Source organism: Seongchinamella unica (assembly GCF_004354085.1).
GTDB lineage: Bacteria > Pseudomonadota > Gammaproteobacteria > Pseudomonadales > Halieaceae > Halioglobus > Halioglobus unicus.
The window spans coordinates 117,038-140,867 of the sequence record NZ_SMSE01000001.1 but is presented as its reverse complement, the minus strand read 5'-3'; the positions used below and the strand labels follow the sequence as shown (position 1 = coordinate 140,867).

At 61.9% G+C, this 23,830-nt stretch carries 25 protein-coding genes; 11 read left to right on the top strand and 14 right to left on the bottom strand.

Annotated features, from left to right (window positions below):
- Nucleotides 1–41 precede the first annotated feature (41 nt).
- Genes mreC through E2F43_RS00605 form a run of 5 tightly spaced genes read left to right on the top strand, consistent with a single transcriptional unit; the run spans nucleotide 42 to nucleotide 7,418 of the window.
- Nucleotides 42–878, top strand: coding sequence for a rod shape-determining protein MreC (gene mreC / locus E2F43_RS00625; RefSeq protein WP_133208946.1), 837 nt, complete (start codon nucleotides 42–44; stop codon nucleotides 876–878).
- A gap of 3 nt (nucleotides 879–881) precedes the next feature.
- The gene (mreD, locus tag E2F43_RS00620; RefSeq protein WP_133208945.1) at nucleotides 882–1,370 is read left to right on the top strand and encodes a rod shape-determining protein MreD; all 489 of its coding nucleotides are present in this window, start codon (nucleotides 882–884) and stop codon (nucleotides 1,368–1,370) included.
- A 1-nt stretch (nucleotide 1,371) separates the two neighbouring features.
- Nucleotides 1,372–1,965 carry a Maf family protein gene (locus tag E2F43_RS00615; RefSeq protein ID WP_133208944.1) on the top strand — a complete coding sequence of 198 codons (594 nt, stop codon included), beginning with the start codon at nucleotides 1,372–1,374 and terminating at the stop codon, nucleotides 1,963–1,965.
- Nucleotides 1,958–3,427, top strand: coding sequence for a ribonuclease G (gene rng, locus E2F43_RS00610; protein WP_133208943.1), 1,470 nt, complete (start codon nucleotides 1,958–1,960; stop codon nucleotides 3,425–3,427). Before E2F43_RS00615 ends, rng begins: the two co-directional genes overlap by 8 nt.
- Nucleotides 3,428–3,470: 43 nt before the next feature.
- The gene (locus E2F43_RS00605; protein ID WP_133208942.1) at nucleotides 3,471–7,418 is read left to right on the top strand and encodes a YhdP family phospholipid transporter; all 3,948 of its coding nucleotides are present in this window, start codon (nucleotides 3,471–3,473) and stop codon (nucleotides 7,416–7,418) included.
- Here E2F43_RS00605 and yjgA read toward each other — a convergent pair.
- The 13 genes from yjgA to E2F43_RS00540 form a co-directional block, all read right to left on the bottom strand.
- The gene (gene yjgA, locus E2F43_RS00600; protein ID WP_133208941.1) at nucleotides 7,400–7,933 is read right to left on the bottom strand and encodes a ribosome biogenesis factor YjgA; all 534 of its coding nucleotides are present in this window, start codon (nucleotides 7,931–7,933) and stop codon (nucleotides 7,400–7,402) included. The two genes, E2F43_RS00605 and yjgA, sit on opposite strands and share 19 nt — an antisense overlap.
- 7 nt (nucleotides 7,934–7,940) lie before the next feature.
- A complete protein-coding gene (gene mgtE / locus E2F43_RS00595) occupies nucleotides 7,941–9,293 on the bottom strand; it encodes a magnesium transporter (RefSeq protein ID WP_133208940.1) in 1,353 nt (450 codons plus the stop codon).
- Between the two features lie 97 nt (nucleotides 9,294–9,390).
- Nucleotides 9,391–9,660 (bottom strand): HPr family phosphocarrier protein, encoded by a 270-nt coding sequence (locus tag E2F43_RS00590; RefSeq protein ID WP_133208939.1) that lies wholly within the window; start codon nucleotides 9,658–9,660, stop codon nucleotides 9,391–9,393.
- Complete coding sequence (gene rapZ / locus E2F43_RS00585) at nucleotides 9,661–10,515, bottom strand: RNase adapter RapZ (RefSeq protein ID WP_133208938.1); 855 nt, start codon at nucleotides 10,513–10,515, stop codon at nucleotides 9,661–9,663.
- 1 nt (nucleotide 10,516) lies between these two features.
- Nucleotides 10,517–10,984: a PTS IIA-like nitrogen regulatory protein PtsN gene (gene ptsN / locus E2F43_RS00580; protein ID WP_133208937.1), complete on the bottom strand. Its 468-nt coding sequence runs from the start codon at nucleotides 10,982–10,984 to the stop codon at nucleotides 10,517–10,519.
- 19 nt (nucleotides 10,985–11,003) lie between these two features.
- A complete protein-coding gene (gene hpf / locus E2F43_RS00575) occupies nucleotides 11,004–11,291 on the bottom strand; it encodes a ribosome hibernation-promoting factor, HPF/YfiA family (protein WP_133208936.1) in 288 nt (95 codons plus the stop codon).
- A gap of 130 nt (nucleotides 11,292–11,421) precedes the next feature.
- Nucleotides 11,422–12,918 carry an RNA polymerase factor sigma-54 gene (locus tag E2F43_RS00570; protein WP_133208935.1) on the bottom strand — a complete coding sequence of 499 codons (1,497 nt, stop codon included), beginning with the start codon at nucleotides 12,916–12,918 and terminating at the stop codon, nucleotides 11,422–11,424.
- Between the two features lie 149 nt (nucleotides 12,919–13,067).
- Nucleotides 13,068–13,793 carry an LPS export ABC transporter ATP-binding protein gene (gene lptB / locus E2F43_RS00565; RefSeq protein WP_133208934.1) on the bottom strand — a complete coding sequence of 242 codons (726 nt, stop codon included), beginning with the start codon at nucleotides 13,791–13,793 and terminating at the stop codon, nucleotides 13,068–13,070.
- The gene (gene lptA / locus E2F43_RS00560) at nucleotides 13,771–14,322 is read right to left on the bottom strand and encodes a lipopolysaccharide transport periplasmic protein LptA (RefSeq protein WP_133208933.1); all 552 of its coding nucleotides are present in this window, start codon (nucleotides 14,320–14,322) and stop codon (nucleotides 13,771–13,773) included. Before lptA ends, lptB begins: the two co-directional genes overlap by 23 nt.
- On the bottom strand, nucleotides 14,306–14,863 hold the full coding sequence (gene lptC, locus E2F43_RS00555; RefSeq protein WP_133208932.1) for an LPS export ABC transporter periplasmic protein LptC: 558 nt from the start codon (nucleotides 14,861–14,863) through the stop codon (nucleotides 14,306–14,308). Before lptC ends, lptA begins: the two co-directional genes overlap by 17 nt.
- Nucleotides 14,863–15,384 (bottom strand): KdsC family phosphatase, encoded by a 522-nt coding sequence (locus tag E2F43_RS00550; RefSeq protein WP_133208931.1) that lies wholly within the window; start codon nucleotides 15,382–15,384, stop codon nucleotides 14,863–14,865. The genes lptC and E2F43_RS00550 overlap by 1 nt, the downstream gene beginning before the upstream one ends.
- Nucleotides 15,385–15,389: 5 nt before the next feature.
- Nucleotides 15,390–16,370 (bottom strand): KpsF/GutQ family sugar-phosphate isomerase, encoded by a 981-nt coding sequence (locus E2F43_RS00545; RefSeq protein ID WP_133208930.1) that lies wholly within the window; start codon nucleotides 16,368–16,370, stop codon nucleotides 15,390–15,392.
- 16 nt (nucleotides 16,371–16,386) lie between these two features.
- Nucleotides 16,387–17,361: a calcium/sodium antiporter gene (locus E2F43_RS00540; protein ID WP_133208929.1), complete on the bottom strand. Its 975-nt coding sequence runs from the start codon at nucleotides 17,359–17,361 to the stop codon at nucleotides 16,387–16,389.
- A 176-nt stretch (nucleotides 17,362–17,537) separates the two neighbouring features.
- On the opposite strand from E2F43_RS00540, the gene E2F43_RS00535 reads away from it, so the two are divergent.
- The 5 genes from E2F43_RS00535 to hisD all read left to right on the top strand — a co-directional run bounded on the left by E2F43_RS00535 (nucleotide 17,538) and on the right by hisD (nucleotide 21,855).
- Nucleotides 17,538–18,200: an MlaC/ttg2D family ABC transporter substrate-binding protein gene (locus tag E2F43_RS00535; RefSeq protein WP_133208928.1), complete on the top strand. Its 663-nt coding sequence runs from the start codon at nucleotides 17,538–17,540 to the stop codon at nucleotides 18,198–18,200.
- Nucleotides 18,201–18,305: 105 nt separating this feature from the next.
- Nucleotides 18,306–18,617, top strand: coding sequence for a BolA family protein (locus tag E2F43_RS00530; RefSeq protein WP_238946676.1), 312 nt, complete (start codon nucleotides 18,306–18,308; stop codon nucleotides 18,615–18,617).
- 19 nt (nucleotides 18,618–18,636) lie between these two features.
- Nucleotides 18,637–19,899, top strand: coding sequence for a UDP-N-acetylglucosamine 1-carboxyvinyltransferase (murA, locus tag E2F43_RS00525; RefSeq protein WP_133208927.1), 1,263 nt, complete (start codon nucleotides 18,637–18,639; stop codon nucleotides 19,897–19,899).
- A 2-nt stretch (nucleotides 19,900–19,901) separates the two neighbouring features.
- On the top strand, nucleotides 19,902–20,537 hold the full coding sequence (hisG, locus tag E2F43_RS00520; protein ID WP_133208926.1) for an ATP phosphoribosyltransferase: 636 nt from the start codon (nucleotides 19,902–19,904) through the stop codon (nucleotides 20,535–20,537).
- Between the two features lies 1 nt (nucleotide 20,538).
- Nucleotides 20,539–21,855 carry a histidinol dehydrogenase gene (gene hisD / locus E2F43_RS00515; protein WP_133208925.1) on the top strand — a complete coding sequence of 439 codons (1,317 nt, stop codon included), beginning with the start codon at nucleotides 20,539–20,541 and terminating at the stop codon, nucleotides 21,853–21,855.
- A 1-nt stretch (nucleotide 21,856) separates the two neighbouring features.
- On the opposite strand, the gene E2F43_RS00510 is transcribed toward hisD, so the two are convergent.
- Nucleotides 21,857–22,954 carry a S1C family serine protease gene (locus E2F43_RS00510; RefSeq protein WP_133208924.1) on the bottom strand — a complete coding sequence of 366 codons (1,098 nt, stop codon included), beginning with the start codon at nucleotides 22,952–22,954 and terminating at the stop codon, nucleotides 21,857–21,859.
- A gap of 114 nt (nucleotides 22,955–23,068) precedes the next feature.
- On the opposite strand from E2F43_RS00510, the gene E2F43_RS00505 reads away from it, so the two are divergent.
- The gene (locus E2F43_RS00505) at nucleotides 23,069–23,824 is read left to right on the top strand and encodes a Nif3-like dinuclear metal center hexameric protein (RefSeq protein ID WP_133208923.1); all 756 of its coding nucleotides are present in this window, start codon (nucleotides 23,069–23,071) and stop codon (nucleotides 23,822–23,824) included.
- The last annotated feature ends 6 nt before the right edge of the window (nucleotides 23,825–23,830 follow it).

Below are 23,830 nucleotides of genomic sequence, written 5' to 3'. Positions count from 1 at the left end.
ACTGTCCCCGGAATTCCCGCAGGAATCGCTGAGGAGACGACATCAAGCCACTATTCGTTAAAGAGTCCACACTGGGGCTGCGCCTGTTTCTGGTCGCGCTGGTAGTCGTGGCTCTGCTCGCGGCTGACCTGCGCTTCAACGCCCTGAAAAATGCCCGTTCGCTGCTGGAAATTTTCGCTGCCCCGGTCTACTGGGTGGCGGACCTGCCTTCCCGTGTGTATGAGTGGAATCAGGAGCACCTGGTGAGCCGGGGAGAATTGCAGGAAGAGAACGAGCAATTGCGCCGCCAGAACCTGGTGCTCGAGGGACGCTCGCACCAGATGGCCTCCCTGCAGGCAGAAAATGTGCGCCTGCGTGCCCTGCTGAACTCGTCCGCGATGTTGCGAGACGACGTCCTGGTGGCAGAGCTGATCGGCGTATCCCCGGACCCGGTGCGCCATCAACTGGTGCTCAACAAGGGCGAGCAGGACGGGGTTTTTGTCGGCCAGCCGCTGATTGATGCCGACGGCCTGCTGGGACAGATCGTCGAGGTCAGTCCGCTGATTTCCAAAGCCCTGCTGATTACTGATGCTACCCATTCCATACCCGTACAGGTGAATCGCAACGGGGTGAGGGCGATCGCCGAGGGTACCGGCAGCCTGACCTCCCTGGAGATTCACCACGTCTCGGCAACCACCGACATAGAGCAAGGTGACCTGCTGGTCACCTCCGGCCTGGGAGGACGGTTTCCGGTGGGTTACCCGGTGGGGGTGGTCAGTGAAATCGAGCGCGATCCGGGCCAGGCGTTCGCCCGGATCGTCGCCACTCCCAGCGCTGCTTTGGAGCGCAGTCGCCATGTGTTGTTGGTGTTTACCGCCAAACAGACCGGGGGAGACTGATTCTTGGTCGACCAGGGGCCCCATGGCTACTGGCTGATACTTGCCAGCTTCTTCTGCGCCCTCTGCCTGGCCGTATTGCCCCTGCCCCAGTGGCTTGCCTGGGGGCGACCGGAGTGGGTGGCCCTGGTGCTGATTTACTGGGTCATTGCGCTGCCCCATCGGGTGGGCCTGGTGACGGCGCTTGGCCTGGGCCTGATGTTCGATGTCGTCGAGGGTGCGGTGATGGGGCAGAACGCTTTCGCCCTTGTTGTCATCGCCCTGTTGGCCTTGCTGCTGTACCAGCGACTGAGGGTGTTCAGCGTGATCCAGCAGTCCGGCGTGGTCTTCGTGCTGGTGGGTATCAACCAGATGATCTGCCAGTGGGTGCAGAATCTGGAAGGGGCTGGCGCGACAACAATGCTGTTCCTGTTACCGGCGTTTTCCAGCGCCCTGCTCTGGCCTTTCGTTCTTCATTTGCTGCGTGGTATGCGCCGCAGTTTCCGGGTGACCTGATATGGACCTGATTCTAGCTTCCGCGTCCCCCCGCCGCAGTGAATTACTGGACCAGATTGGCGTGAGCTACCGCTGCGAGCCCGCCGACATCGATGAAAGCCGGCGGGATGGGGAAAAGCCCGGCGACTACGTGTTGCGAATGGCCCGGGAGAAGGCCGCGGCCGTGGCTGCCCGCCACGGCGGGGAGCAAATCGCGGTGCTGGCGGCCGACACCTCGGTCGTCATCGACGAGGATGTGCTGGGCAAGCCCGCGGACCGGTTTGAAGGCCTGGGCATGTTGGCCAGACTCAGTGGACGCAGCCACTCGGTACTCACCGGCCTCTGCCTGCACACGCCCGAAGGGGGCAGCGAGGGTGAGCTGGTTGAGACCCGGGTCGAGTTTATCCAGCTCAGCCGGGAAATGTGCGAGGCTTACCTCGCTACCGACGAGCCCTGGGACAAGGCCGGCGGTTATGGCATCCAGGGCCTGGCGGGGGCTTTTGTCAGTTCCATTGAGGGCAGCTACAGTAATGTGGTGGGCCTGCCCCTCGCCCAGACCTGGCGGTTGCTGTCGGCGCGGGGTATTGCCGGCGCGCTGGAGGTAAAGAGTGAGTGAGGAAATCCTGGTCAACGTAACACCCATGGAAACACGGGTGGCGGTGGTCGATAACGGGGCCACCCAGGATATTCATATCGAACGCAGTGCCAGTAAGGGCATGGTGGGCAATATCTATGCGGGCAAAGTGGTCCGGGTGTTGCCGGGTATGCAGGCGGCCTTTGTCGATATCGGCGCCGAGCGCACCAGTTTCATTCATGTGTCGGACATCTACGTCCCGGGATCAGAGAGCCGCTCTCGTGCCTCCGATGCGATCGGTGATTTCCTCCACGAGGGTAAGAAAGTCATCGTCCAGGTGACCAAGGACCCCCTGGGCAGCAAGGGGGCCCGCCTTACCACCGAATTATCGGTCTCCTCACGCTATCTGGTGTTCATGCCCCAGAGCAGACACGTGGGAGTATCCCAGCGTATTGACGACGCCGAGGAACGTGAGCGCCTGCAGCAGCTGCTGGCACAGGGGCTTGAGCTGGAGGAGATGAGCGGGGAGGGCGGCTATATTCTGCGCACCGCCGCCGAAGGCGTCGGCCTGGACGAGATACGGGCCGACCTGCGCTTCCTCAAACGCCTGTGGGCGGCAGTGTCCCGGCGTGCCAAGGCCGCGCGCAAGGCCGAACTGCTGTACACCGACCTGGCCTTGCACCTGCGCACTGTGCGCGACCTGGCCCGCCCGGGCGTCGAGCGCATTCTGGTAGACAGCCGCGAAAGCTTCACCGCCCTGCAGGAGTTCTGCGCCGAGTATATGCCCGAGGTATCCGGGCTGCTGGAACACTACCCGGGAGAGCGCCCGCTGTTCGATCTGCACGGCATCGAGGAAGAGTTGCAGCGGGCCCTGAGCCGCAAGGTAGAACTCAAGTCCGGCGGCTACCTGATTATTGACCAGACCGAGGCGATGACCACCATCGATGTGAATACCGGCTCTTATGTGGGCCGGCGCAACCTGGAAGAGACCATATTCAAGACCAACCTGGAGGCGGCATCCATGCTGGCCCGCCAGCTGCGGGTGCGCAACCTGGGTGGCATTATCATTGTCGATTTTATCGACATGCGCGACGAGGAGCACCGGCGGCAGGTGCACCGGGCACTGGAGAAGGCCATGGCCCGCGATCCGGCCCGTAACAAGATAACCGGTGTCTCGGAGCTGGGTTTGATAGAAATGACCCGCAAGCGCACCCGGGAAAGCCTGGAGCAGCTGCTGTGCGAGGACTGTCCTGTCTGCAACGGCAGGGGCGTGCTGAAGACCGCGGAAACCGTTTGCTACGAGATTTTCCGGGAGATCATGCGTGACGCCCGGGCCTATGACAACGACACGCTGATGGTGCTGGCCACTCAGGGGGTCATTGACCGCCTGCTGGACGAGGAATCCGCCAATGTTGCAGATCTCCAGGAGTTTATCGGTAAAACTATCACTCTCCGGGTCGAGCCTGACAATAACCCGGAACACTTCGATATAGTGCTGCTCTAGGCAGCGTGGGCACGCCCCGGCGACGAACCCGAGACACAGACACTTGCAGCAATCGATTTTTCACAAACTGAGTAGCCTCCTGTGGGGCCTGGCGGTGCTGGCAATTGTGCTGCTGGCCACCTACGTCAGTGCCGGGCGCCTGCTCAGCAGTAACCTGGAGAGCTGGCAGGACCAGGTGCTGGCCGAACTCAATCGGCGCTTACCCCTGCAGATAAACGCTGAACGCATCAGCGGTGAATGGCACTCCTTCACCCCGGAGATCCTGCTCGACGGCCTGGAACTGGTTCCGCCGGACCAGGAGGCTGCGCCCTTGCAGCTGTCTGGCGGCCGCATCGGCATTGATGTGCCCAATTCCATCGCCACTCGCAGTTTGCAGTTTACCTCAGTGCAGCTTGAGGGCCTGGAGCTTACAGGCGAGCTGACGGCCGATGGTCAGCTGGTGATTCCGGGGATAACCGGCAGCGGTGGCGAGCTGGGCGGATGGCTGCAGGATTTTTTGCTGAATATTGAGTTCGTCACCCTGCGTGACAACAGCCTTGCCCTGCTGCTGCCTGGTGGAGAACAGCGCGATTTTTCCCTGGACCTGCACCTGGCCAGGGATGGCAGTGTCCGGCGTTTGCGCGCAGATATGCTGTCTACCGCAGGTACCGACATTCACCTGATGGGCAGTGGCCTGGGGAATCCGTTCAGTCCGGGGGAGTTCGAGGGTGTGTTGTATGTGAGACTGGATGCGGGGGACCTGGGCGCGGTTTCGCAGATGCTGTCGAACCAGCCGGCACTGCGGGTCAGTGGTCGCCTGGACAGTGAATTCTGGCTCACCTGGGACCGTGGTGAGGCCGGCCTGGACATGGATATCGAGGTTTACGACCTGCTGCTGGAGCCCGGGGAGGGTGAGTGGTCGGTGCCACTGGATGCGCTCTCCTTCCAGGCGACCCTGGAGCAGGACAAAAATCGCCGCACCCTGTTCGCCGATAATTTCAATGCCAGCGCCGGTGAGGTCGAGGTCAATATATCCCGCCTGCAACTGGATATCTGGGGCAGTTCTGCGCGCTTGCGAACCGCCGCCCTGGAACTGGAACCACTCAACCGGATCTTGCAGTCACTGCCGGGTATGCCTGCAACCCTGCAATCGGTGTTTGCCACCCTGGCGCCCCGCGGTGAACTGGCTGCGCTGCAGGTGGGGGTGGGCGACTATACCGATCCCCTGTCGGAATGGGATGTCGAGGGCAATTTTGATCGCCTGCAGGTCGACTCCTGGCGCGGTGCGCCCGGGATAACATCCGGTACCGGTTATTTCGAGTTGTCAGAAAATGGCGGCTATGTGGTGATCGACAGCCAGCAGTTCACCATGTCCTTTCCAACGCTGTACAAACAGCCGCTCTATTACGACGACTTCCACGGGACCCTGGGGCTGAGCTGGGATGCCGATGCCCTGCTGCTGCACAGTGGCCTGATTACCGCCTCCGGGGTGGAAGGTACGGCCCAGGCCTTGTTTGCTCTCAATATCCCGTTGCGCAAAACGGAGGTGGGGCTGGAAATGGACCTGATGGTGGGGCTGGCCAATTCCCACCCTATCCACAGGGTCAAGTATATCCCCTACACCCTCAACCAGAACCTGCTGGACTGGCTCTCCACCGCGGTGGGAGAAGGCGAAGTGGAGCAGGCGGGCTTTGTCTGGAGGGGCAGCCTGAAGCGCGGAGCGAGCGATCTGCGCACGGTGCAGTTGATGCTCAATGTCAATAATACCTCCCTGGTCTACCATCCCGATTGGCCGCCGGTCAGCGGGGTCAGGGGAGTGGTGCTGCTGGACGATACGAATGTCAGTGTCTGGGCCGACAGCGCGAAAATGTACGATTCAACAGTACAGCGGCTTTCGGCCGAGGCCTGGCTGGGCGAGGACGCCCGGATGCGCCTGGCGATCGATGGCCGGGTGGTCGGCAGTGCCGAAGACGGCCTGCGCGCGGTGAATGACTCCCTGCTGGGACGATTGACCAGGGACGCCTTCAGTAACTGGCGTGCCAGCGGTGAACTGGCGACGGAGCTGCAGCTGGAGTTGAACCTGGCGGACAAGAGTGAGCCTCCCCGGGTTGACGTCCAGGTGGATCTCCACCAGGTGGACCTGCTGGTCAACCCCGGCAGGCTGTCGGTGGATAATCTTTCCGGTCAGCTGAACTACGACTCCCGCCAGGGATTCCATTCGCGGGACATCGAAGGCGAACTCTGGGGCGAGGCTGTCCGGCTGGAAGTCGGGCAGCGCTCCCTGCTGGGCGAGGACGCCGGCTTCAGTTTCAGTCAATCGGCGGTCGAGGTCGGCCTGGCGGGTGCAGTGGAGGCAAGCGCTCTGCAACGCTGGTTGCAGCAGGATGCGCTGGCGCTGGCGGACGGCCGGACCGAGGTCAGTGGTACGATATCCGTGCTGCCCGGAGAAGTGCCCCTGTTGAGCCTGCATTCATCCCTGCAGGGCATGGCCCTGGACCTGCCGCGACCCTGGCGCAAGGACCCGGACCAGCAGGTTCCGCTGGAGCTGGCTCTGCCCCTCGGGCGGGAGGACATGGTTCTGGGTATCGCACTGGGGCAGGAGCTCTCGCTGCAGCTGGATATTACCGGTGGTAGCCTGCAGGGAGCCGCACTGGGGGTAAACACCCATCCCCCCGGGCTGCGCGACGGCCAGTTGCAGGTGTCAGGTCACGCCTCCCTGATTGACGTGGACGGCTGGCTGGCGTTTACCGACCAGTATCTGTTGCCGGCAACAACGGCCTCCGCGCCCGATCCCAATGCACCCGTTGACCCGAATGAAGCGCTGGCCGCGCCCGCTGGGGACGGCCTGCGCCTGGTCATCGACCAGGCCCATGCGGACCGACTGCTGTTGTGGGGTAGCGAGTACAGCGACGTGGACTTCAACCTGGCGCTGGATGCTTCCGGCTGGCAGGTCGAAGGCGGTATCGAGCGCCTGCAGGGCGTGTATCGCCAGGACGCCGACGGCAGTGCCCGCCTGACCCTGGACTACCTGGATTTGTCACCGCCTGCCGGCGAGGGTGAGACGGCGGACGCCAGCGTCCGAACCGGGGATCTGCAGTTGCCGGTTATCGATGTCCAGGTGAACGAGTTGCGTCACAATGGCCGGGCTATCGGCCAGTTGCAACTGGTGCTCGAGTCCGAGGACGGCGTTGTGCGGGCCAGGGATATTGCCGGCGAAGTAGCGGGATTGCAATTGTCACCGGGGCAGGCGACGGGTCTGGTGTGGATCCCTGGACAGGGCACCTCACTGCAGGCCGCGCCCCGCTTTGCTGATTTTGGTAATACCCTGGAAGCCCTGGGTTACGCCCGCTTCCTGGAAACAGAGCAGGGCAGTCTTGACCTTGAGCTGAACTGGCCCGGCCCGCCGCAGGCGGTTGCGCTGGCGCGGCTGCAGGGCCGGATCGGCGTGGATGTGGAAGCGGGGCGATTTTTGCAGACCCCGGCCGGTGCCGGAGCGCTGCAGGTGGTGGAAATCGTTAACCTGGCTGACGTCGTATCCAGCCTCAGCCTGTCCCATATGTTTGAATCCGGGATCAATTTTCACACCATGGATGGAGAGATACTGTTTCACGGCGGCAGCCTGGAAGTGCTGGATCTGACGGTCCAGGGCAGCTCCAGCGCCTTCGCCATGAGCGGCGTATCGGATATTGCCAGTCGCAGCCTCGATGGGGAACTGGTGGCGACGTTGCCGGTGGCCAATAACCTGCCGTGGGTTGCTGCCCTGGCCGGTGGCCTGCCGGTTGCCGCCGGGGTGTTTGTGGTGAGCAAGGTGTTTGAAAAACAGGTCAATCGCCTGTCCAGTGGCGTCTACCGAATCGAGGGTACCTGGGATGACCCGCTGGTTAACTTCGATCGCATCTTCGATGACGAGGTGCGCCTGACCAATGGCGCCGATACCCCGGCAGATCCCAATTCAGTGGTGCCGGTGACGCCGGCATCAGCGCCGCCATCCGCTCAGCCCGAAGCCCCGTAGGTCTGCAGTAATTCCCGGAGATAGCGGAACAGCTTGCGGCTGGCCGCCGGTGGTTTGCCCTTGGCCAGTTCCCGCTGGTGTTGCAGTATCAGTTGGCGCAGCTGCTGCCGGTCTGCCTCCGGCCAGCGACCGAGTATGATCTCGACGCCCGCCACGCCCGAACCCAGCACTTCGTCACGCAGTTGTTCCAGTTGATGAAACAGGTCATTGGCCTCCCGCGCCGGCCTGCGCATCTCATCCAAGGCGGCTTCAATGGGCTCGGGGTCAACGTCTCGCATCAGCTTGCCGATGTACTGGAGGTGGCGTTTGAGCGCATTTTTACTGCGTATACGCCGGGTTTCGCGCAGCGCATCCAGTAGCTTGTCATCCTCTATGGGCACTTGAGCAAGCTGGTTGTCGTTCAGCCCGCTGAGGGTTTTCCCGAGGTCCTGCAGGGCGTGCATCTGCCGCTTGACCGCAGTTTTGCTGGGGCCTTCTTCCAGTTCTTCTTCGCTGTTGTCGGGGTGATCTTGCATAACTTACTCAGGCGTAAAACAGGGTTGCCAGGCCCAGGAAGGAAACGAAGCCCACCACGTCGGTAACCGTGGTCAGCACCACTCCCCCTGCCAGTGCCGGATCGATACTCATTCGGGTCAACAGCAGCGGCAGGGCGGCACCGGTAAAGGCCGCGGTCACCAGGTTGATCATCATGGCGGCGGCAATAATCAGGCCTATATTCCAGTCATCAAACCAGAGCGAGGCCGCGACGGCGACCACGGCCGCCCAGAGCAGACCGTTGAGCAGGCCGATGGTGACCTCGCGGCTGAGCAGCCAGTTCTGGTTGTTCCTGCTGACCTGGCCCATGGCGATGCCACGCACCAGTACGGTCAGGGTCTGGGTGCCGGCGATGCCGCCCATGGACGCGACGATGGGCATCAGCACGGCCAGGGCGACCACTTTATCGATGGTGTCCTGGAACATGTTAATCGCCGAGGCGGCGATAAAAGCGGTGATCAGGTTGATGCCCAGCCAGATGGCGCGCTTGGGTGCGGCCTTGCCGACGGAGGCGAAGGTGTCCTCCTCCTCATCCAGACCCGCCATGGACATAAACGAATGGTCGGCATCCTCCCGGATAACGTCCACCACGTCATCAATGGTGATACGGCCCAGCAGCCTGCCGCTGTCGTCTACCACCGGGGCGGAGACCCAGTCGTTGTGCTCGAACAACCGCGCCACCTCGTAATCGGGCATATTCACCGGTATCGGGTCGATGTCGGTGACCATCATCTCGCGAACGCTGACATTGGGATCGGAAACCAGCAGGGTGCGCAGTGGCAGTACCCCGATGAACTGGTCGGACCGGTTGACCACGATCAGGTTGTCGGTCATCTCCGGGATTTCTTCGTGACGGCGCAGGTAGCGCAGGACCACTTCCAGCGTCAGGCTGGCCCGGATGGTGATAGTGTCGGTGTTCATCAAACCACCGGCGACATCGTCCGGGTAGAGCATGACGCTCTCCAGCCGCGCCCGGTCCTGGTGGTCCATGTGGTTCAGGACTTCCCAGGTGACCCGGTCCGGCAACTGCTGGAGAATGTCGGCGATATCGTCGTCTTCCAGCCCCTCGGTGATGGTCGCCACTTCCGCGGCGTCCATGCGGGACAGGAAGTGGGCCTGCAGGTCATCGGGGAGTTCGCCGAGAACCTCGCCCTCCTGATCCCCCTCGATCATCTGCCACAGGATGTTGCGGAACTTGGGCGGCGAGGACTCCAGCAGGTGGGCAATTTCTCCCGGGGCAAGACCGTTGAGCATACGCCGGACATCCACCAGGGCGCCGCTGTCGAGGGCCAGCGTCAGCCTGTCCAGGGTCTGGTTTGGTGTGGCTACATTTTGTGGCATGCCGATGTACTCTCGATGGTCAGTGGGCGGTGGCCCTCTGCTGAAAGATTATCCGGGAATCCGGCCAGAGCAACAACGGGATTAGTTACGGGGGAGCTTATTCGGACTCATCAAAGCGGTTGGCGATCAGCGTGGTCAGGGCGTCCAGCGCCTGTTGCTCGTCCGGTCCGTCGATCTTCAGGTCCAGAACTGTGCCCTTGCCTGCCGCCAGCATCATGACTGACATGATGCTCTTGGCATCCACCATATTGCCGTCCTTGCCCGCATGGATTTTGCTGGAAAAGGCGGAAGTGCAGCTGACGAATTTGGCCGCGGCCCGCGCGTGCAGACCCAGTTTATTGACGATGGTGACCTGGGTTTCAATCACTTACTGCAGTTCCCTGTGTCTGATGTGAATGCCCGGGTAGGTTTGCCGGTAATGCTGGAACAGGCGATCGGCCAAGTATACCGAACGATGATGCCCTCCGGTACAACCGATCGCCACGGTCATGTAGCTGCGGTTGCTGTCGCGGTAGCGTGGCAGCCAGCGATCCAGGAAGCCCCTGATGTCGTCGTACAGTTCTCCGGTGCTGGGCTGGGCCTCGAGGAATTCCCTGACCGGGTCTTCCAGGCCGTTTTTCAGCCGCAGTTCCTTGACCCAGTGGGGGTTTGGCAGCATGCGAACGTCAAATACCAGATCGGCATCCGTGGGTACGCCGCGCTTGAAGCCGAAGGACTGGATCAGTACCGACATGTTGCCGGAACGGGCGCCCAGCAGCCGCTGCTTGATCGCATCGCGCAGTTCGTAAATCGTCATCTGGCTGGTGTCCAGGGTGAGCGAGGCGACACCGGCGATTGGCTCCAGTAGCAGGCGCTCCTTGTCAATAGCCTCCGCCAGGGGCATGGTGTCCGAGCTCAACGGGTGCTTGCGCCGGGTTTCCGAGAAGCGTTTGATCAGTGCCGAATCCTGGGCATCGAGAAACAGTATCTCCGATCTGACTTCCCCGGGAAGACTGTCCATGACGGGGCCGAAATTGGCCAGGTCTTTCCAGGCGTTGCGGGCATCGATGCAGACCGCCATGCCTTCGAAGTGTCCGAACTCCTCCCGGCTGGCCTTGTCTACCAGCGCCGGCAGGAGGGAGACTGGCAGGTTGTCGATACAGTAGTAGCCCTCGTCTTCCAGTTGGTGCAGGGCGGTACTTTTGCCCGATCCGGAGCGACCGCTGATGATAATCAGCTGCATGTCAGGACGCGATCGCCCGGGCGCTCACGGCCAGTTCGTACATGGTCGCGACGTCAGTGGCGCCGCGCAACTGGTCGCAGAAGTCCTTCTGGCTGAACAGGCGGGCCAGGGAGGCCAGCGTATCGAGGTGTTGCTGATTGGCTTCCTCAGGCACCAGCAGGGCGAACACCAGGTCCACGGGCTGGTTGTCCGGCGCGTCAAACTCGATCGGCTCACTGAGGGTGATCAGGGTACCCACAGGCTGGCTGCAATTGCCAATGCGGCAGTGGGGAATGGCGATCCCTTCCCCGAGGCCGGTGCTGCCCAGTCGCTCGCGGCCAATGAGCTGGCTGAACACTTCATCGTAGGACAGGGATAACTGGTCGTCGCTGATAATGCGGGCCAGGGTTTCAAACAGTCGTTTTTTGCTGAGCCCCGGAACCTGGCAGGCTGTGCGCTCCGGGGTCAGCAGTTGGGCTAAGGGTTGCATGTGATAAACAGTGAGCGGCCTAGTGGCCCCTGGATTTTTCCTTGTGTTTGATTAACTGACGGTCCAGCTTATCCGTCAGGGCGTCAATGGCTGCGTACATGTCTTCGGATTCAGCCTGGGCAAACAGATCGGCCCCGGATATATGCACGGTGGCCTCGGCTTTTTGCACCATCTTTTCGACGATCAGGGTGACATCGGTATTGGTGATCTGGTCGAAATGTCGCTGGAGTCGTTCGAACTTGGTCTCCACATACTCCCGCAGGGGATCGGTGACCTCTACATGGTGTCCGCTGACATTGAGTTGCATATTATCGCTCCTTCTTCGGGTTAGCCCGGCCGGAGCCAGGACCGGCAATGCCGGATTTTCTTTTATTTTCAAAGTCTAGACCACTGCCGGGCAGCGGCGGGATTATTTCGCGGCCGGATCTGGTCATCTGCTAGACCAGCCGCTTGCGTTCATTCGAGGGCGGGATGTGCAGGGTTTCCCGGTATTTGGCGATCGTGCGCCGGGCGACCTTGATGCCCTGTTCTTCAAGCAGTTGGGTGATCTTGTTGTCACTGAGGGGTTTGCGCGGGTTTTCCGCGGCAACCAGTTTGCGGATAAGCGCCCGGATGGCCGTTGACGAACACTCTCCCCCGGCGGTGGTGGCAACATGGCTGGAGAAGAAATACTTGAGCTCGAAGATACCCCGTGGGGTGTGCATGTACTTCTGGGTAGTGACCCTGGAAATGGTGGACTCGTGCATTTCCACGGCTTCTGCGATCTCCGCCAGTACCAGCGGTTTCATGGCCTCCTCGCCGTATTCGAGAAAGTTGCGCTGGTGTTCGACAATCCGGGTGGCGACCTTCAACAGGGTCTCGTTGCGACTCTGCAGGCTTTTGAGAAACCAGCGGGCTTCCTGCAGGTTATCCTTGAGGAAGGTATTGTCAGAACTGCTGTCGGCGCGCTTGATCATGCCTGCGTAGGTGCTGTTTATCCGCAGTCGGGGAGCGATATCAGGATTGAGTTCCACCAACCAGCGTCCCTCCCGTTTACTGACAAAAACATCCGGCACGACATATTCGACCTCACGGGGAGCGAAAGTTTCCCCGGGGTTGGGATCCAGTGTCTGGATCAGCGCCATCACCTCCTTCAGTTGATGTTCCTTCAACCGGGTGCGACGCAGTATCTGGTTGAAATCGCCACTGGCCAACTGGGGCAGGTGACGATTCAATATCAGCCGTGCCTGTTCCAGGTGAGGGGTGGTGGCCGGCAGCTGCTGCAATTGCACCAGCAGGCATTCCTGCAGATCTCGGGTACACACCCCCGCCGGCTCAAATTGCTGCAGGCGATGCAGTACTGCCACCACCTCGTCAAAGTCGATATCCAGCTCCGGATCGAAGGATTCGTGAATCTCCTCCAGTGAGGACTGCAGTCGGCCATTGCCGTCGGTGGCGTCGATAATGGCGAGGCCGATAAAGCGGTCGATGTCTGACAGCCGGGTGAGGTTCAGCTGCCACAGCAGGTGTGACTGGAGACTTTCCGGGGGGGCGTTGCGGGCCTCGAAATCTCCGTCGGGCTGGTCGTCGGCGCCCGGGGCTGGGGGTGACGAACTGGAAGGCAGCAGATCATCCCACTGGGTATCCACCGGCAGGTCATCCGGCATGGACTCGGAGGTTTCGCCGGTGGCGGTCGCAGGACCGCTGTCCCATTCCGCCGATTGCTCCAGGCTCTCCAGGGGACCGTCGCTGGTACCGGGTTTACTGTCCTCGGCGGGGCTGACTTCTGCCGCAGGTTCGTCCTCGCTGAGTTCCAGCAAGGGATTGCTGTCCAGGACCTGCTGGATTTCCTGCTGGAGGTCCAGGGTGGAAAGCTGCAACAGCCGGATGGCCTGCTGTAGCTGAGGCGTCATGGTCAGCTGCTGGCCAAGTTTTAGCTGTAGCGATTGTTTCATCAGGTGTCTGGTAAAGCCTCAGGCGCCGGGAGATGCCAGGCGCCATGGTCAAACAACAAGGGCAGTGTAGCGCTGCAGATGGAGGGCCTGCAAGCGCTTGGCGCGAAATTTGCTTATTGACAATGCCAGGCTGTCGTTGCAGCCCGGTTTCAGAGCTTGAACTGGTCGCCGAGGTAAATCCGGCGCACGTGCTCGCTGGCCAGCACATCCTCTGCGGTGCCGGACGCGATAATGTGACCTTCGCCGACGATGTAGGCCTTTTCGCAGATATCCAGGGTATCGCGCACATTGTGATCGGTGATCAGGACTCCGATGCCCCGGTCCCGGAGGTGATTGATGATCTGCTTGATATCGCTGACGGAAATCGGGTCGACGCCGGCAAACGGCTCGTCCAGGAGGATGAAATCAGGCTCCGCGGCGAGTGCCCGCGCTATCTCGATCCGGCGCCTTTCGCCGCCGGAGAGCGCCTGGCCGAGGCTGTCCCGCAGGTGTTGTACATGGAATTCCTGCAGCAGCTGGTCGCGTCGTTCCAGCCGCTGCTGGCGGGTCAGGTCGGGACGCGTCTCGAGAATGGCGAGGATGTTATCGCCGACCGACAGTTTGCGGAAAATGGACGCTTCCTGGGGCAGGTAGCCCACCCCGTGACGGGCCCGCTCGTGCATGGGCAGGGCAGTGATGTCCTCGCCGTTGAGTTCGATGACCCCGCGGTCGGCCTGGATGATGCCGATGATCATGTAGAAACAGGTGGTTTTGCCCGCTCCGTTGGGCCCCAGCAGCCCGACCACCTGGCCGCTGTCGATTTGCAGGGAAACGTCCCGGACCACCTCGCGGCCGCGGTAGGACTTGGCAAGGTTATTCGCTGTCAGGCGCGCCACTGTCCGGTTCCTCCTGGTTGAGGGTGGCCGCGGGGATAATGACCTTCACCCGGCTTGATTCGCTGGTTTTGTCTGAGCCGGCCTTGACCAGTTGCTCATTCATCAGGTAATCGATTGAGTCGCCGGTAACAATTGAGCCGTCCTGTTCAATGTAGGCGTTTTCGCGCAACTGTACCCGCTCCTCGCGCTTGAAGTACTCGATGGTATCGGCACTGGCCTTGATGGGAGGCTTGTCCACCTCCGGTTGCTGTTGCAGCTTTGCCGGTTTACCCGTTGCCATTACCCGGTCCGCCTCCTTGTCGTCATGGAAAACGGTCAGCTGGTCAGCCTCGATATGCAGGCTGCCCTGGTCCATGCGCACGTTACCCTGGTACCGGGTGAAACCCTGTTTTTCATCCCGCAGTGCCTCGTCGGCTTCGATTCGAATCGGCTGGTCCCGGTCGTCTGGCAGGGCCCAGGTCGCCGCTGGCAGGCCCAGGCTGTAGACCAGTGCCAGTGCGGGCATCAGTCGCTCAAGGCAGCTGCGCATAAATGCTCTCCACGTTGGGTTTCATAATGATGGTTTCATCTTCCATACGTACCTCGATACCGTCTGCGACGGTGCGATTGTTGCCCTGGACGACGGTAACCCTGCGGTCGGAGGTGGCGACCTGCTGGTCCAGGTCGATATCCAGTGCATGGGTGTCGAGGCGGGTGCCGCTCTGGTCGTGGACCAGTACCACGTCCTTGCGCAGCAGCAGGCGGTTTCGTCGGTCGTCGCCGCGGCCCCTGGCGGCGCTGGCGGACCAGGTCTTGTCGTCGCCGCTGTGGGCGTAGTAGCGGGGCTGGCTGATCAGCGACAGATTGCGCCTGGGGAACTGTTCAAGCTGTTTTGCTTCGACGATGTCGGTTAACCGGCCCTGCTCATCAAAGCTCCAGGCCCGGACTCTCTGCAGGTAGGTTTGCGGCAGTTCCCGCTGTCGCTGCGTGGTTTGAACATCGGGTGTGCCGGCCGTCTGTGGCCGCCAGAAATAACCGGCGGCCACCAGCAGGGTAATGGCCAACAGGATTTGCAGGGGTAGTCTGGGCATCAGCCGAAGTTCGCCAGGATGTCCGGCAGCGTACCTCGCCAGTGCAGCAATTGCTCGGCGGCCTGGCGAACGGCGCCGGCACCGCCGCCCTGTTCGCTGACCCAGTCGGCGGCAGTGCGCAGTTGCTCCACAGCGTCGGCCGGGGCCATACCGAGACCGGCAGCCTTTACCGCCGCCAGATCGGGCAGGTCGTCCCCCATGTAGGCGCACTCCTCCAGCCGCAGTTCGCGTGTTTGACAAATTTCCTGCAGGGCAGTGAGTTTGTCTTCCCGTCCCTGTATCACTTCGCTGATGCCCAGTTCGCTGGCGCGACGGGCTACGATGTTTGAACGGCGGCCGGTGATGATGACCACCTCGATATTGTCGCGCTGCAGCAGTTTAATGCCCAGCCCGTCCTTGATGCTGAAGCTCTTCAGTTCCTCGCCGTCGTTGCCGTAGTGGATGCGCCCGTCGGTGAGCACGCCGTCCACGTCCAGGGCCAGCAGTCTGAGGTTTTGAGCAAGGCGGGTAAGGTCAGTCATGGCAATCAGGCGATACCCGCGTGCAGCAGGTGCATCAGGTGAATAACGCCACAGGTATCGCCACTGTCGTCAACGACGACCAGAGAGGTGATTTCGTTTTCTTCCATGATGTGCAGTGCCTCCGCCGCCAACATTCCGGGCGTGGCTGTTTTGGCGCCGGTTGTCATCAGCTCTGACATGGGGGTGGTATTGATGTCTACCTGCCTGTCCAGGGTACGGCGCAGGTCGCCGTCGGTGAAAATGCCCGCCAGCCGGTCCTGTTCATCGGTGACGGTGGTCATGCCCAGCCCCTTGCTGCTGATTTCCAGGAGTGCGCGAGAAAGTGTGGTGCTGGCGGTAACGCGGGGAACGGCGTCGCCGGTCTGCATGACATCGCCGACCTTCAGCAGCAGCTTTTTGCCAAGCGTTCCACCGGGATGGGAAAAGGCAAAATCCTCCGCGGTAAAACCGCGCTCCTCGAGCAGGGCGATTGCCAGGGCGTCGCCCATGACCAGTGCCGTGGTGGTGCTTGATGTCGGGGCCAGGTCCAGCGGGCAGGCTTCGGTTTCCACGCCTGTATCCAGGTGGGCATCGGCGGCCCTTGCCAGGGTGGAGTCGGGGTTGCCAGTCATGGCGATGATGCTGGTGCCGAGACGCTTCAGCAACGGCAACAGGGTAAGGACTTCACCGACTTCTCCGCTGTTGGAGAGGGCGATAACGGCGTCCTCGCCGGTAATCATGCCCATGTCGCCGTGGCTTGCCTCGCCGGGGTGCACGAAGTGGGCCGGGGTGCCGGTGCTGGCAAGGGTGGCGGCTATTTTTCGGGCGATATGACCGGATTTTCCCATGCCGGTCACGATGACGCGACCACGGCAGGCCAGCAATAGCCGGCAGGCCCGTTCGAAATCCTCGCCGATACGCTCTGACAGGGCGGAGACCGCAGCCGCTTCCATGCTGATGGTGCGTAGCGCTGAACTGCTGAAAGTGGTGGACGGAGATTCCGTCATAGTCTTGGGGTCCGGATCAGAGGCTGAGGTACAGCCAGTAATAATACCCTGCGTAGAAAGACACTAACAACATGCCCACGGTACGACCCACGTAGGAGTGGCCCTGCTTGGAGGCGCTGCGTTTGCGGCTGATGAAAATGGCCAGCGCCAGGAATACGGTGAGGAAGGTCATGGTGGGGTAGTCGCGGGTGATCACCGCGCGTTCCAGGCTCTCGGGGCCGACAATACCCGGTATGGCCATCACCGCCAACAGGTTGAACAGGTTGGAGCCGATGACATTGCCCAGTGCGATTTCGGTGTGACCGCGCAGTGCACTGGCGATGGTGGCCGCCAGCTCCGGCAGGCTGGTACCGATGGCGACAATGGTCAGGCCGATAACAAGCTCGGACACGCCCAGGGTCTCGGCGATCGTCACCGCGCCCCACACCAGCATGCGTGAGCTGGCGATCAGCAGGATCAGGCCCAGCGCGAACGTGAGCCAGGCGCGCAGCGGGCTGAGGTGGTGCAGGTACTCCTCTTCCGCCTCCTCGAGCAATACCGCGTCCTTTTGCTGGCTGCGTACCATGTACACGATGATCAGCGCCAGGGCCCCTATCATCAGGCCGGCATCCAGGTTGGACAGTTCCCTATCGATGAGCAGCATCCCGGCGCCGAAGGTAACCAGTAACAGCACGGGCATTTCTTTTTTCATGCAGCTCTCGTGCACCATCATCGGCGCCACCAGCACGGTAATCCCCAGCACCAGGCCGATGTTGGCGATGTTCGAGCCGATGGCGTTGCCGATGGCCAGATCCCCCGCATCGGACATGGCGGCGGTGAGGGAAACCAGGATCTCTGGTGCGGAAGTGCCCAGGGAAACGATAGTCAGGCCGATGATGATGGGTGACATACCCAGGTTTTCGGCGATCGAGGCGGCGCCCGCGACGAACAGGTCCGCGCTCCAGATCAGGATGATAAAGCCGACCAAAATGGCTGCGGCAGCTAACAGCATATGTACCTTTTTCCTGTTAAAGTATGCGCCGCGCTGTGTGCCGGAACTGCGGGAGCAAGGCTGTTGTCTCATGAACCAGATGCAGCAGCCTGCATGGGACGCCTATTGTGTTCAACGCGGATTATACAGGGCACTGCGACGGTGAATAGTAGCAATAATTCAAACGGGGATCAGAAATGAGGTTCAAGTCACAAATATCCTGGGTAATGGCTGCCCTGTGCCTGTTGATGCTGGGCGCGCGGGCGCAGGCTGCCGCGGCGACCGCCCACGAAATCGTGCGCCAGACCACTGCCGAGGTGATGGCGGTGGTGGAAGAAGCCCGAAGCTATGCCGATGAGGACCCCGAGCGCTACTACAGTGCCATCCAGGGTATCCTCGACGGTGTTGTGGACTTTCGTGGTTTTGCCCGCGGCGTCATGGGCGCCTATGCCACCAGTGAGCGTTATCGCTCCCTGGACGAAGCGGGTCGGGCACAGTTGCGCGATCAACTGGACCGGTTCTCGAGCGTCATGCGCGAGGGCATGGTTCGCACTTACGGCAAGGGACTGCTGGCGTTCAGTGGCTCCCGGATTGAAATTTCCAAACCGTCGCTCGATGAGGCCGAGCAATCCAGGGCCTCGGTGGAGCAGCTGATTTTCTCCGACCAGGCTGAGCCCTACGTGGTGATGTACCAGATGGGCCGCGACAGAGAGGGTGACTGGAAATTGCGCAATATGATTATCGAAAATATCAACCTGGGAGAGATATACCGCAACCAGTTCGAGGCGGCGGCGCGCAAGGAAAACGGGGACCTGGATGCGGTTATCGACCAGTGGTCCACGGTAGAACTGGACGATTAGGCCTGGCTGCCAGGCCTCGCCCGTTCACCTGTCGCCCGCCCGGCGCAGGGCGGGCGGCCACTGCCCCGGCCAGCGCGGTCGCTTATACCGGCGTTTTCTCCTAAAATGCCGCTTTCTGTGGCGGGGGATGCATTCCCCGGCTACGCCGAATACCTGTTACCGGATCTGGAGATCACTATGGATGCCGCTACCGTCAAGGTTTTGCTGCAAACCCACCTGCCCGACTGTGAGTTTCACGTGCAGGGCGAAGGCGCGAACTATGACATTACAGCCATCGGGGCTGCATTCGAGGGCCTGCGCCCGGTGAAAAAACAGCAGCTGGTTTACGGCGCCCTCAGCACAGAGATTGCCGAGGGCAGTATCCATGCGGTCAACATCCATACCTTTACGCCTGACGAGTGGCAGGCCCGGGGCTGAATAGCCAGGGCTGAATGACATGGACAAGCTACTGATCCGGGGTGGCAGGCCGCTGGCCGGGGATTTACGGATTTCCGGTGCCAAGAATGCGGCCCTGCCGATTCTCGCCGCCACCCTGCTGGCGGAAGAGCCGGTGATCGTCGGCAACCTGCCGCACTTGCACGATATCACCACCATGATCGAACTGCTCGGCTGCATGGGCGTGACCCTGACGGTCGATGAAAAACTCAATGTTGAGGTTGATGCCAGCACGATCAGCGAGTTTTCTGCCCCTTACGAACTGGTCAAAACCATGCGGGCGTCGATCCTGGTGCTGGGTCCCATGCTTGCCCGCTTCGGCAGGGCCCATGTCTCTTTCCCGGGTGGATGTGCGATTGGCAGTCGCCCGGTGGACCTGCATCTGCGCGGGCTGGAGGCGATGGGTGCGCAAATCGAGGTGGACGGCGGATATATCAACGCCAGTATCGATGGTCGACTGCGCGGCACCCACATTGTGATGGAAACGGTCACGGTGGGCGGTACCGAGAATATCCTCATGGCAGCCACGCTGGCGGAGGGTCGCACCACCATTGAAAATGCAGCCCGGGAGCCGGAAGTCGTGGATCTCGCCAATTGCCTGATCGCCATGGGGGCCTGCATCAGTGGCCATGGCACCGACACGATCGTGGTAGACGGGGTTGAGCGGTTGCACGGCTGTAACTACAGGGTAATGGCGGATCGGATCGAGGCCGGCACCTACCTGGTCGCGGCTGCCGCCACTCGCGGCAGGATCCGGTTGCACGGTGCCTGCGCCCAGGACATGGAGGCCGTGCTGAAAAAGCTGGAAGAGGCGGGGGCCAGTATTCGCCAGGATGAAGACCGGATCGAGCTCGACATGGCCGGGCGGCGACCCCGAGCAGTGAATATCAAGACCGCGCCACACCCGGGCTTTCCCACCGATATGCAGGCGCAGTTTACTGCGATGAACGCGGTTGCCGAGGGCACCAGTATGGTGACCGAAACCATATTCGAAAACCGCCTGATACAAACCCATGAAATGAACCGGATGGGCGCGAATATCGTGATCGAGGGGCACAGCGCCATCATCACCGGGCAGGAAAAGCTCAATGGTGCACCGGTGATGGCGTCTGATCTGCGGGCATCGGCCAGCCTGGTTATCGCCGGCCTGGTCGCGGAAGGGACCACTGAAGTAGAGCGTATTTACCATATCGACCGGGGCTATGAGACCATCGAGGAAAAACTGCAATCACTGGGGGCGGACATCCGCCGCGTACCGGGCTGACTATGAGTGAATCCATTACTATCGCCCTCACCAAGGGGCGCATTCTCAGGGAGACCCTGCCGCTGCTGGCGGAGGCGGGGATCGCCCCGCTGGAGGATATCAGCAAGAGCCGCAAGCTGATTTTCGATACCACTGCCGAGGGTGTGCAACTGGTGGTGATCCGCGGCACCGATGTTCCCACCTATGTTCGTCACGGCGCGGCAGATGTGGGTGTGGTGGGCAAGGATATCCTGCTGGAGCAGGGTGCCGGCGGTGTTTATGAGCCCCTGGACCTGGGGATCGCCCGCTGCCGGCTGATGACCGCGGCCCCGGTGGGGTGGGAGCCTGGTGGTTCGCGGATCCGGGTGGCCACCAAGTTCGTCAATGTGGCCAGGGATTACTTCGCCCGCCAGGGCGTTCACGCCGACTTGATCAAACTGTACGGCGCCATGGAACTGGCGCCAATGATGGACCTGGCAGACCTCATCGTGGACATTGTTGACACCGGTAATACCCTCAGGGCCAATGGCATGGAACCGCTGGATGAGATCGCCAGTGTCAGTTCCCGGCTGATCGTCAACAAGGCGGCCATGCGTTCCAGCTACCAGAGTATCCAGTCCCTCATCGATCGCCTCGCCGCCGCCGTGGAGTCGCCCTGATATGCCCATGCAGCGATTGGATTCCAGCGCGGCCGACTTTAACCACCGCCTGCAGCAGCTTACCGCCTGGGAAGAAGAACTCGACCTCGCGGTCAATGACACCGTGCGCCAGATCATCGCCGATATCGCCGCGCGGGGCGATCAGGCGCTCCTGGAATATACCCGGCGCTTTGACCAGTTGCCGGCGGAGCGTGTCGCCGACCTTGAGGTCGGCCCGGAACGCCTGCGGCAGGCGTTGGCGGCTGTATCCGCTGAACATCGCGCCGCGCTGGAGCAGGCTGCCGGGCGCATACGGGAGTATCACCAGCACCAGATGCAGGACAGCTGGCAGTATCACGACGCCGCCGGCAACCTGCTGGGCCAGCAGATAAACGCCCTGGAAAGCGCCGGCGTCTACGTCCCCGGCGGTAAGGCCAGCTACCCTTCATCGGTGTTGATGAACACCATTCCGGCCAAGGTGGCGGGGGTGGAGAACATCGTGATGGTCGTGCCGTCGCCGGCGGGCAAGCTCAATGACCTGGTGTTAGCGGCGGCGGCGATTGCCGGGGTCGACCGGGTGTTTACCATTGGCGGTGCCCAGGCGGTGGCGGCCCTGGCGTACGGGACTGAAACGATTCCCGCGGTCGACAAAATTGTCGGCCCGGGCAATATTTATGTGGCGACCGCCAAGCGCCTGGTGTTTGGCCGGGTGGGCATCGACATGATTGCCGGTCCCTCCGAGATTCTGGTGATTTGCGATGGCAGCACTGACCCGGACTGGGTGGCCATGGACCTGTTTTCCCAGGCCGAGCACGACGAAAATGCCCAGGCCATCTTGCTCTGCCCCGACCCCGCATATCTCGATGCGGTGGCCGCCAGTATCGACAAACTGTTGCCGCAGATGGAGCGGGCGGACATTATCCGCGCTTCTCTGGCCGCTCGCGGCGCGCTGGTCCTGACCCGCAACCTTGAGGAGGCGGTGAGCATCAGCAACCGGCTGGCCCCGGAACATCTGGAACTGTCGGTGGCCGATCCGGAGCAACTACTGCCACAGGTGCGTCACGCGGGCGCCATCTTCATGGGGCCATATACCTCGGAGTCCCTGGGCGATTACTGCGCGGGTCCCAACCACGTGTTGCCCACCTCCCGCAGCGCCCGGTTTTTTTCCCCATTGGGGGTTTACGATTTCCAGAAGCGCAGTTCGCTGATCATGTGCAGTGAGCAGGGTGTGCAACAGCTGGGACGGGTCGCCTCGGTGCTGGCCCGGGGCGAGTCACTGACGGCCCACGCCCGCAGCGCGGAAATGCGTCTCGAGGCCCCGGGCGACAGCGCAACCTGAACTAGTTGGCGGGGCTGCTTGGGCCCAGGACCCCGACGATGGTCCTCAGGTCCATGCTCTGCTGGTCGCGCTGGATGGATATACCGATGGTGTCTCCCGGCCGCAGGCGTGCAATCTGGAGCATGGTCTGGCGGCCATTCTCGACCGCCTCGCCATCGATATGGGTGATGACATCTCCCAGCTGCAGGCCGGCCCGCTGGGCCGGGCTGTTGTCGGCGACCGCCGCCACCATCAATGCCTGCTGTTGCCCGCCCGTGGACAGGCTGATGGGTTCCACGCTGACCCCCAGCCAGCCGCGAATGACCTCACCGTATTCGATGAGGTCGTGCATGACGTAGGTCGCCAGGCTGATCGGTATGGCCAGGCTGATCCCGATACCGGTGGCGGAGGTGCCGCTGGCGTTGCTGGAGGTGTAGATCAGGGTGTTGATGCCCAGCAGCCGCCCGTAGGTGTCGATCAGTGCGCCGCCGGAGTTACCCTGGTGAATAATGGCATCGGTCTGGATGTAGTCCTCATAGGCGTTGAGTTGTAGCCCGTACCGTCCCAGGGCGGAGACAATGCCCTGGGTCACCGAATGGCCAAAGCCCAGTGGATTGCCGATGGCGAGTACCACATCACCGACACGGAGGCGATCCGAGTCTCCCAGTTCCACCGGCGTCAGGTCCGGCAGGTTGATTTTCAGCACCGCCAGGTCAGTGGCGGTATCAGTGCCGATAACGCGCGCGTTGGCAGTGCGGCCATCCTGCAGTAAGACCTGGATGGCGTCGGCGCCGGCGATCACGTGGTGGTTGGTGAGAATGTGCCCCTGTCCGGTCATGATGACACCGGAGCCCAGTGACCGTTCAATACGCTGGCGGGGCATGCGCCTGGCCATGCGTTCGTAGAGCAGGGGGTTGTTGCCGGGGTTGACCAGCTTGGCGATGTAGATGTTGACCACCGATGGGCTGGCCTTGTTGACCGCCTCAGCGTAGGTCACAGGCGCACTCGTGCCGTGACCACCCTGTCCGCCGCCGGGCAGTACCCAGCGGTCGAGAATCAGCAGTGCGGCCAGCAGACCGGCGATAGCCGGCCAGGCAAAAAACTTGAGGCTGTCCTTCATGTAGTGGCTAAGCCCTGTCCTGGGGTAAAGTTAGGCCCTGAGTGGTTCCGCTGTCAGCGGACTTTTTCGCCATTGTATATGAAGCGGACTCCCCGCGAACAGGAAATAGCAAGTATGAGCACCTCCCTCTCTTCGGCCCTGCAGTGGCTCGACGACGTCCTGCAACCGGCGCGGTACCGCGACTATTGTCCCAATGGGCTGCAAGTCGAGGGCCGGCCCACTCTCCGGCGGCTGGCGACGGCGGTGACCGCCAACCAGGGGGTGCTGGACCGGGCCATCGCCTGGGGCGCCGATGCGCTGCTGGTACACCACGGCTATTTCTGGAAAGGCGAGGCGGAGCCGGTGGTGGGCATGAAGCGGCGCCGGCTGGCGGCACTGCTGGGCAATGATGTCAGCCTGCTGGCCTACCACCTGCCGCTGGACGCCCACCCGGAGCTGGGTAATAACGCCAGGCTGGGCCAGCTGCTGGGGATCAGTGCTCCCGAACCGCTGCAGCCTGAGGATCCGACATCGGTAGGGAATGTGGGCGAGCTGGAGATCGCTGCGGGCGACTTATGCCGGCGGCTGGAATCACTGACCGGTCGCCAGCCGTTGCTGATCGGCGAGCGCGACAGGCCACTGCGGCGGGTGGCCTGGTGCACCGGCGCCGCCCAGTCGTACATTGACGCTGCTGTGAAAGCGGGTGCCGACGTGTTCATCAGTGGCGAAATTTCCGAACCCACGGTGCATACCGCCCGGGAAGAGGGAATTGCCTATATTGCCGCCGGTCACCACGCCACCGAGCGCTACGGAGTCCAGGCGGTCGGAGAAGCGCTGGCGCAGGCCTTCAGCCTGCAACACCAGTTCTTCGATGAGGATAACCCGGTCTGAGGACGG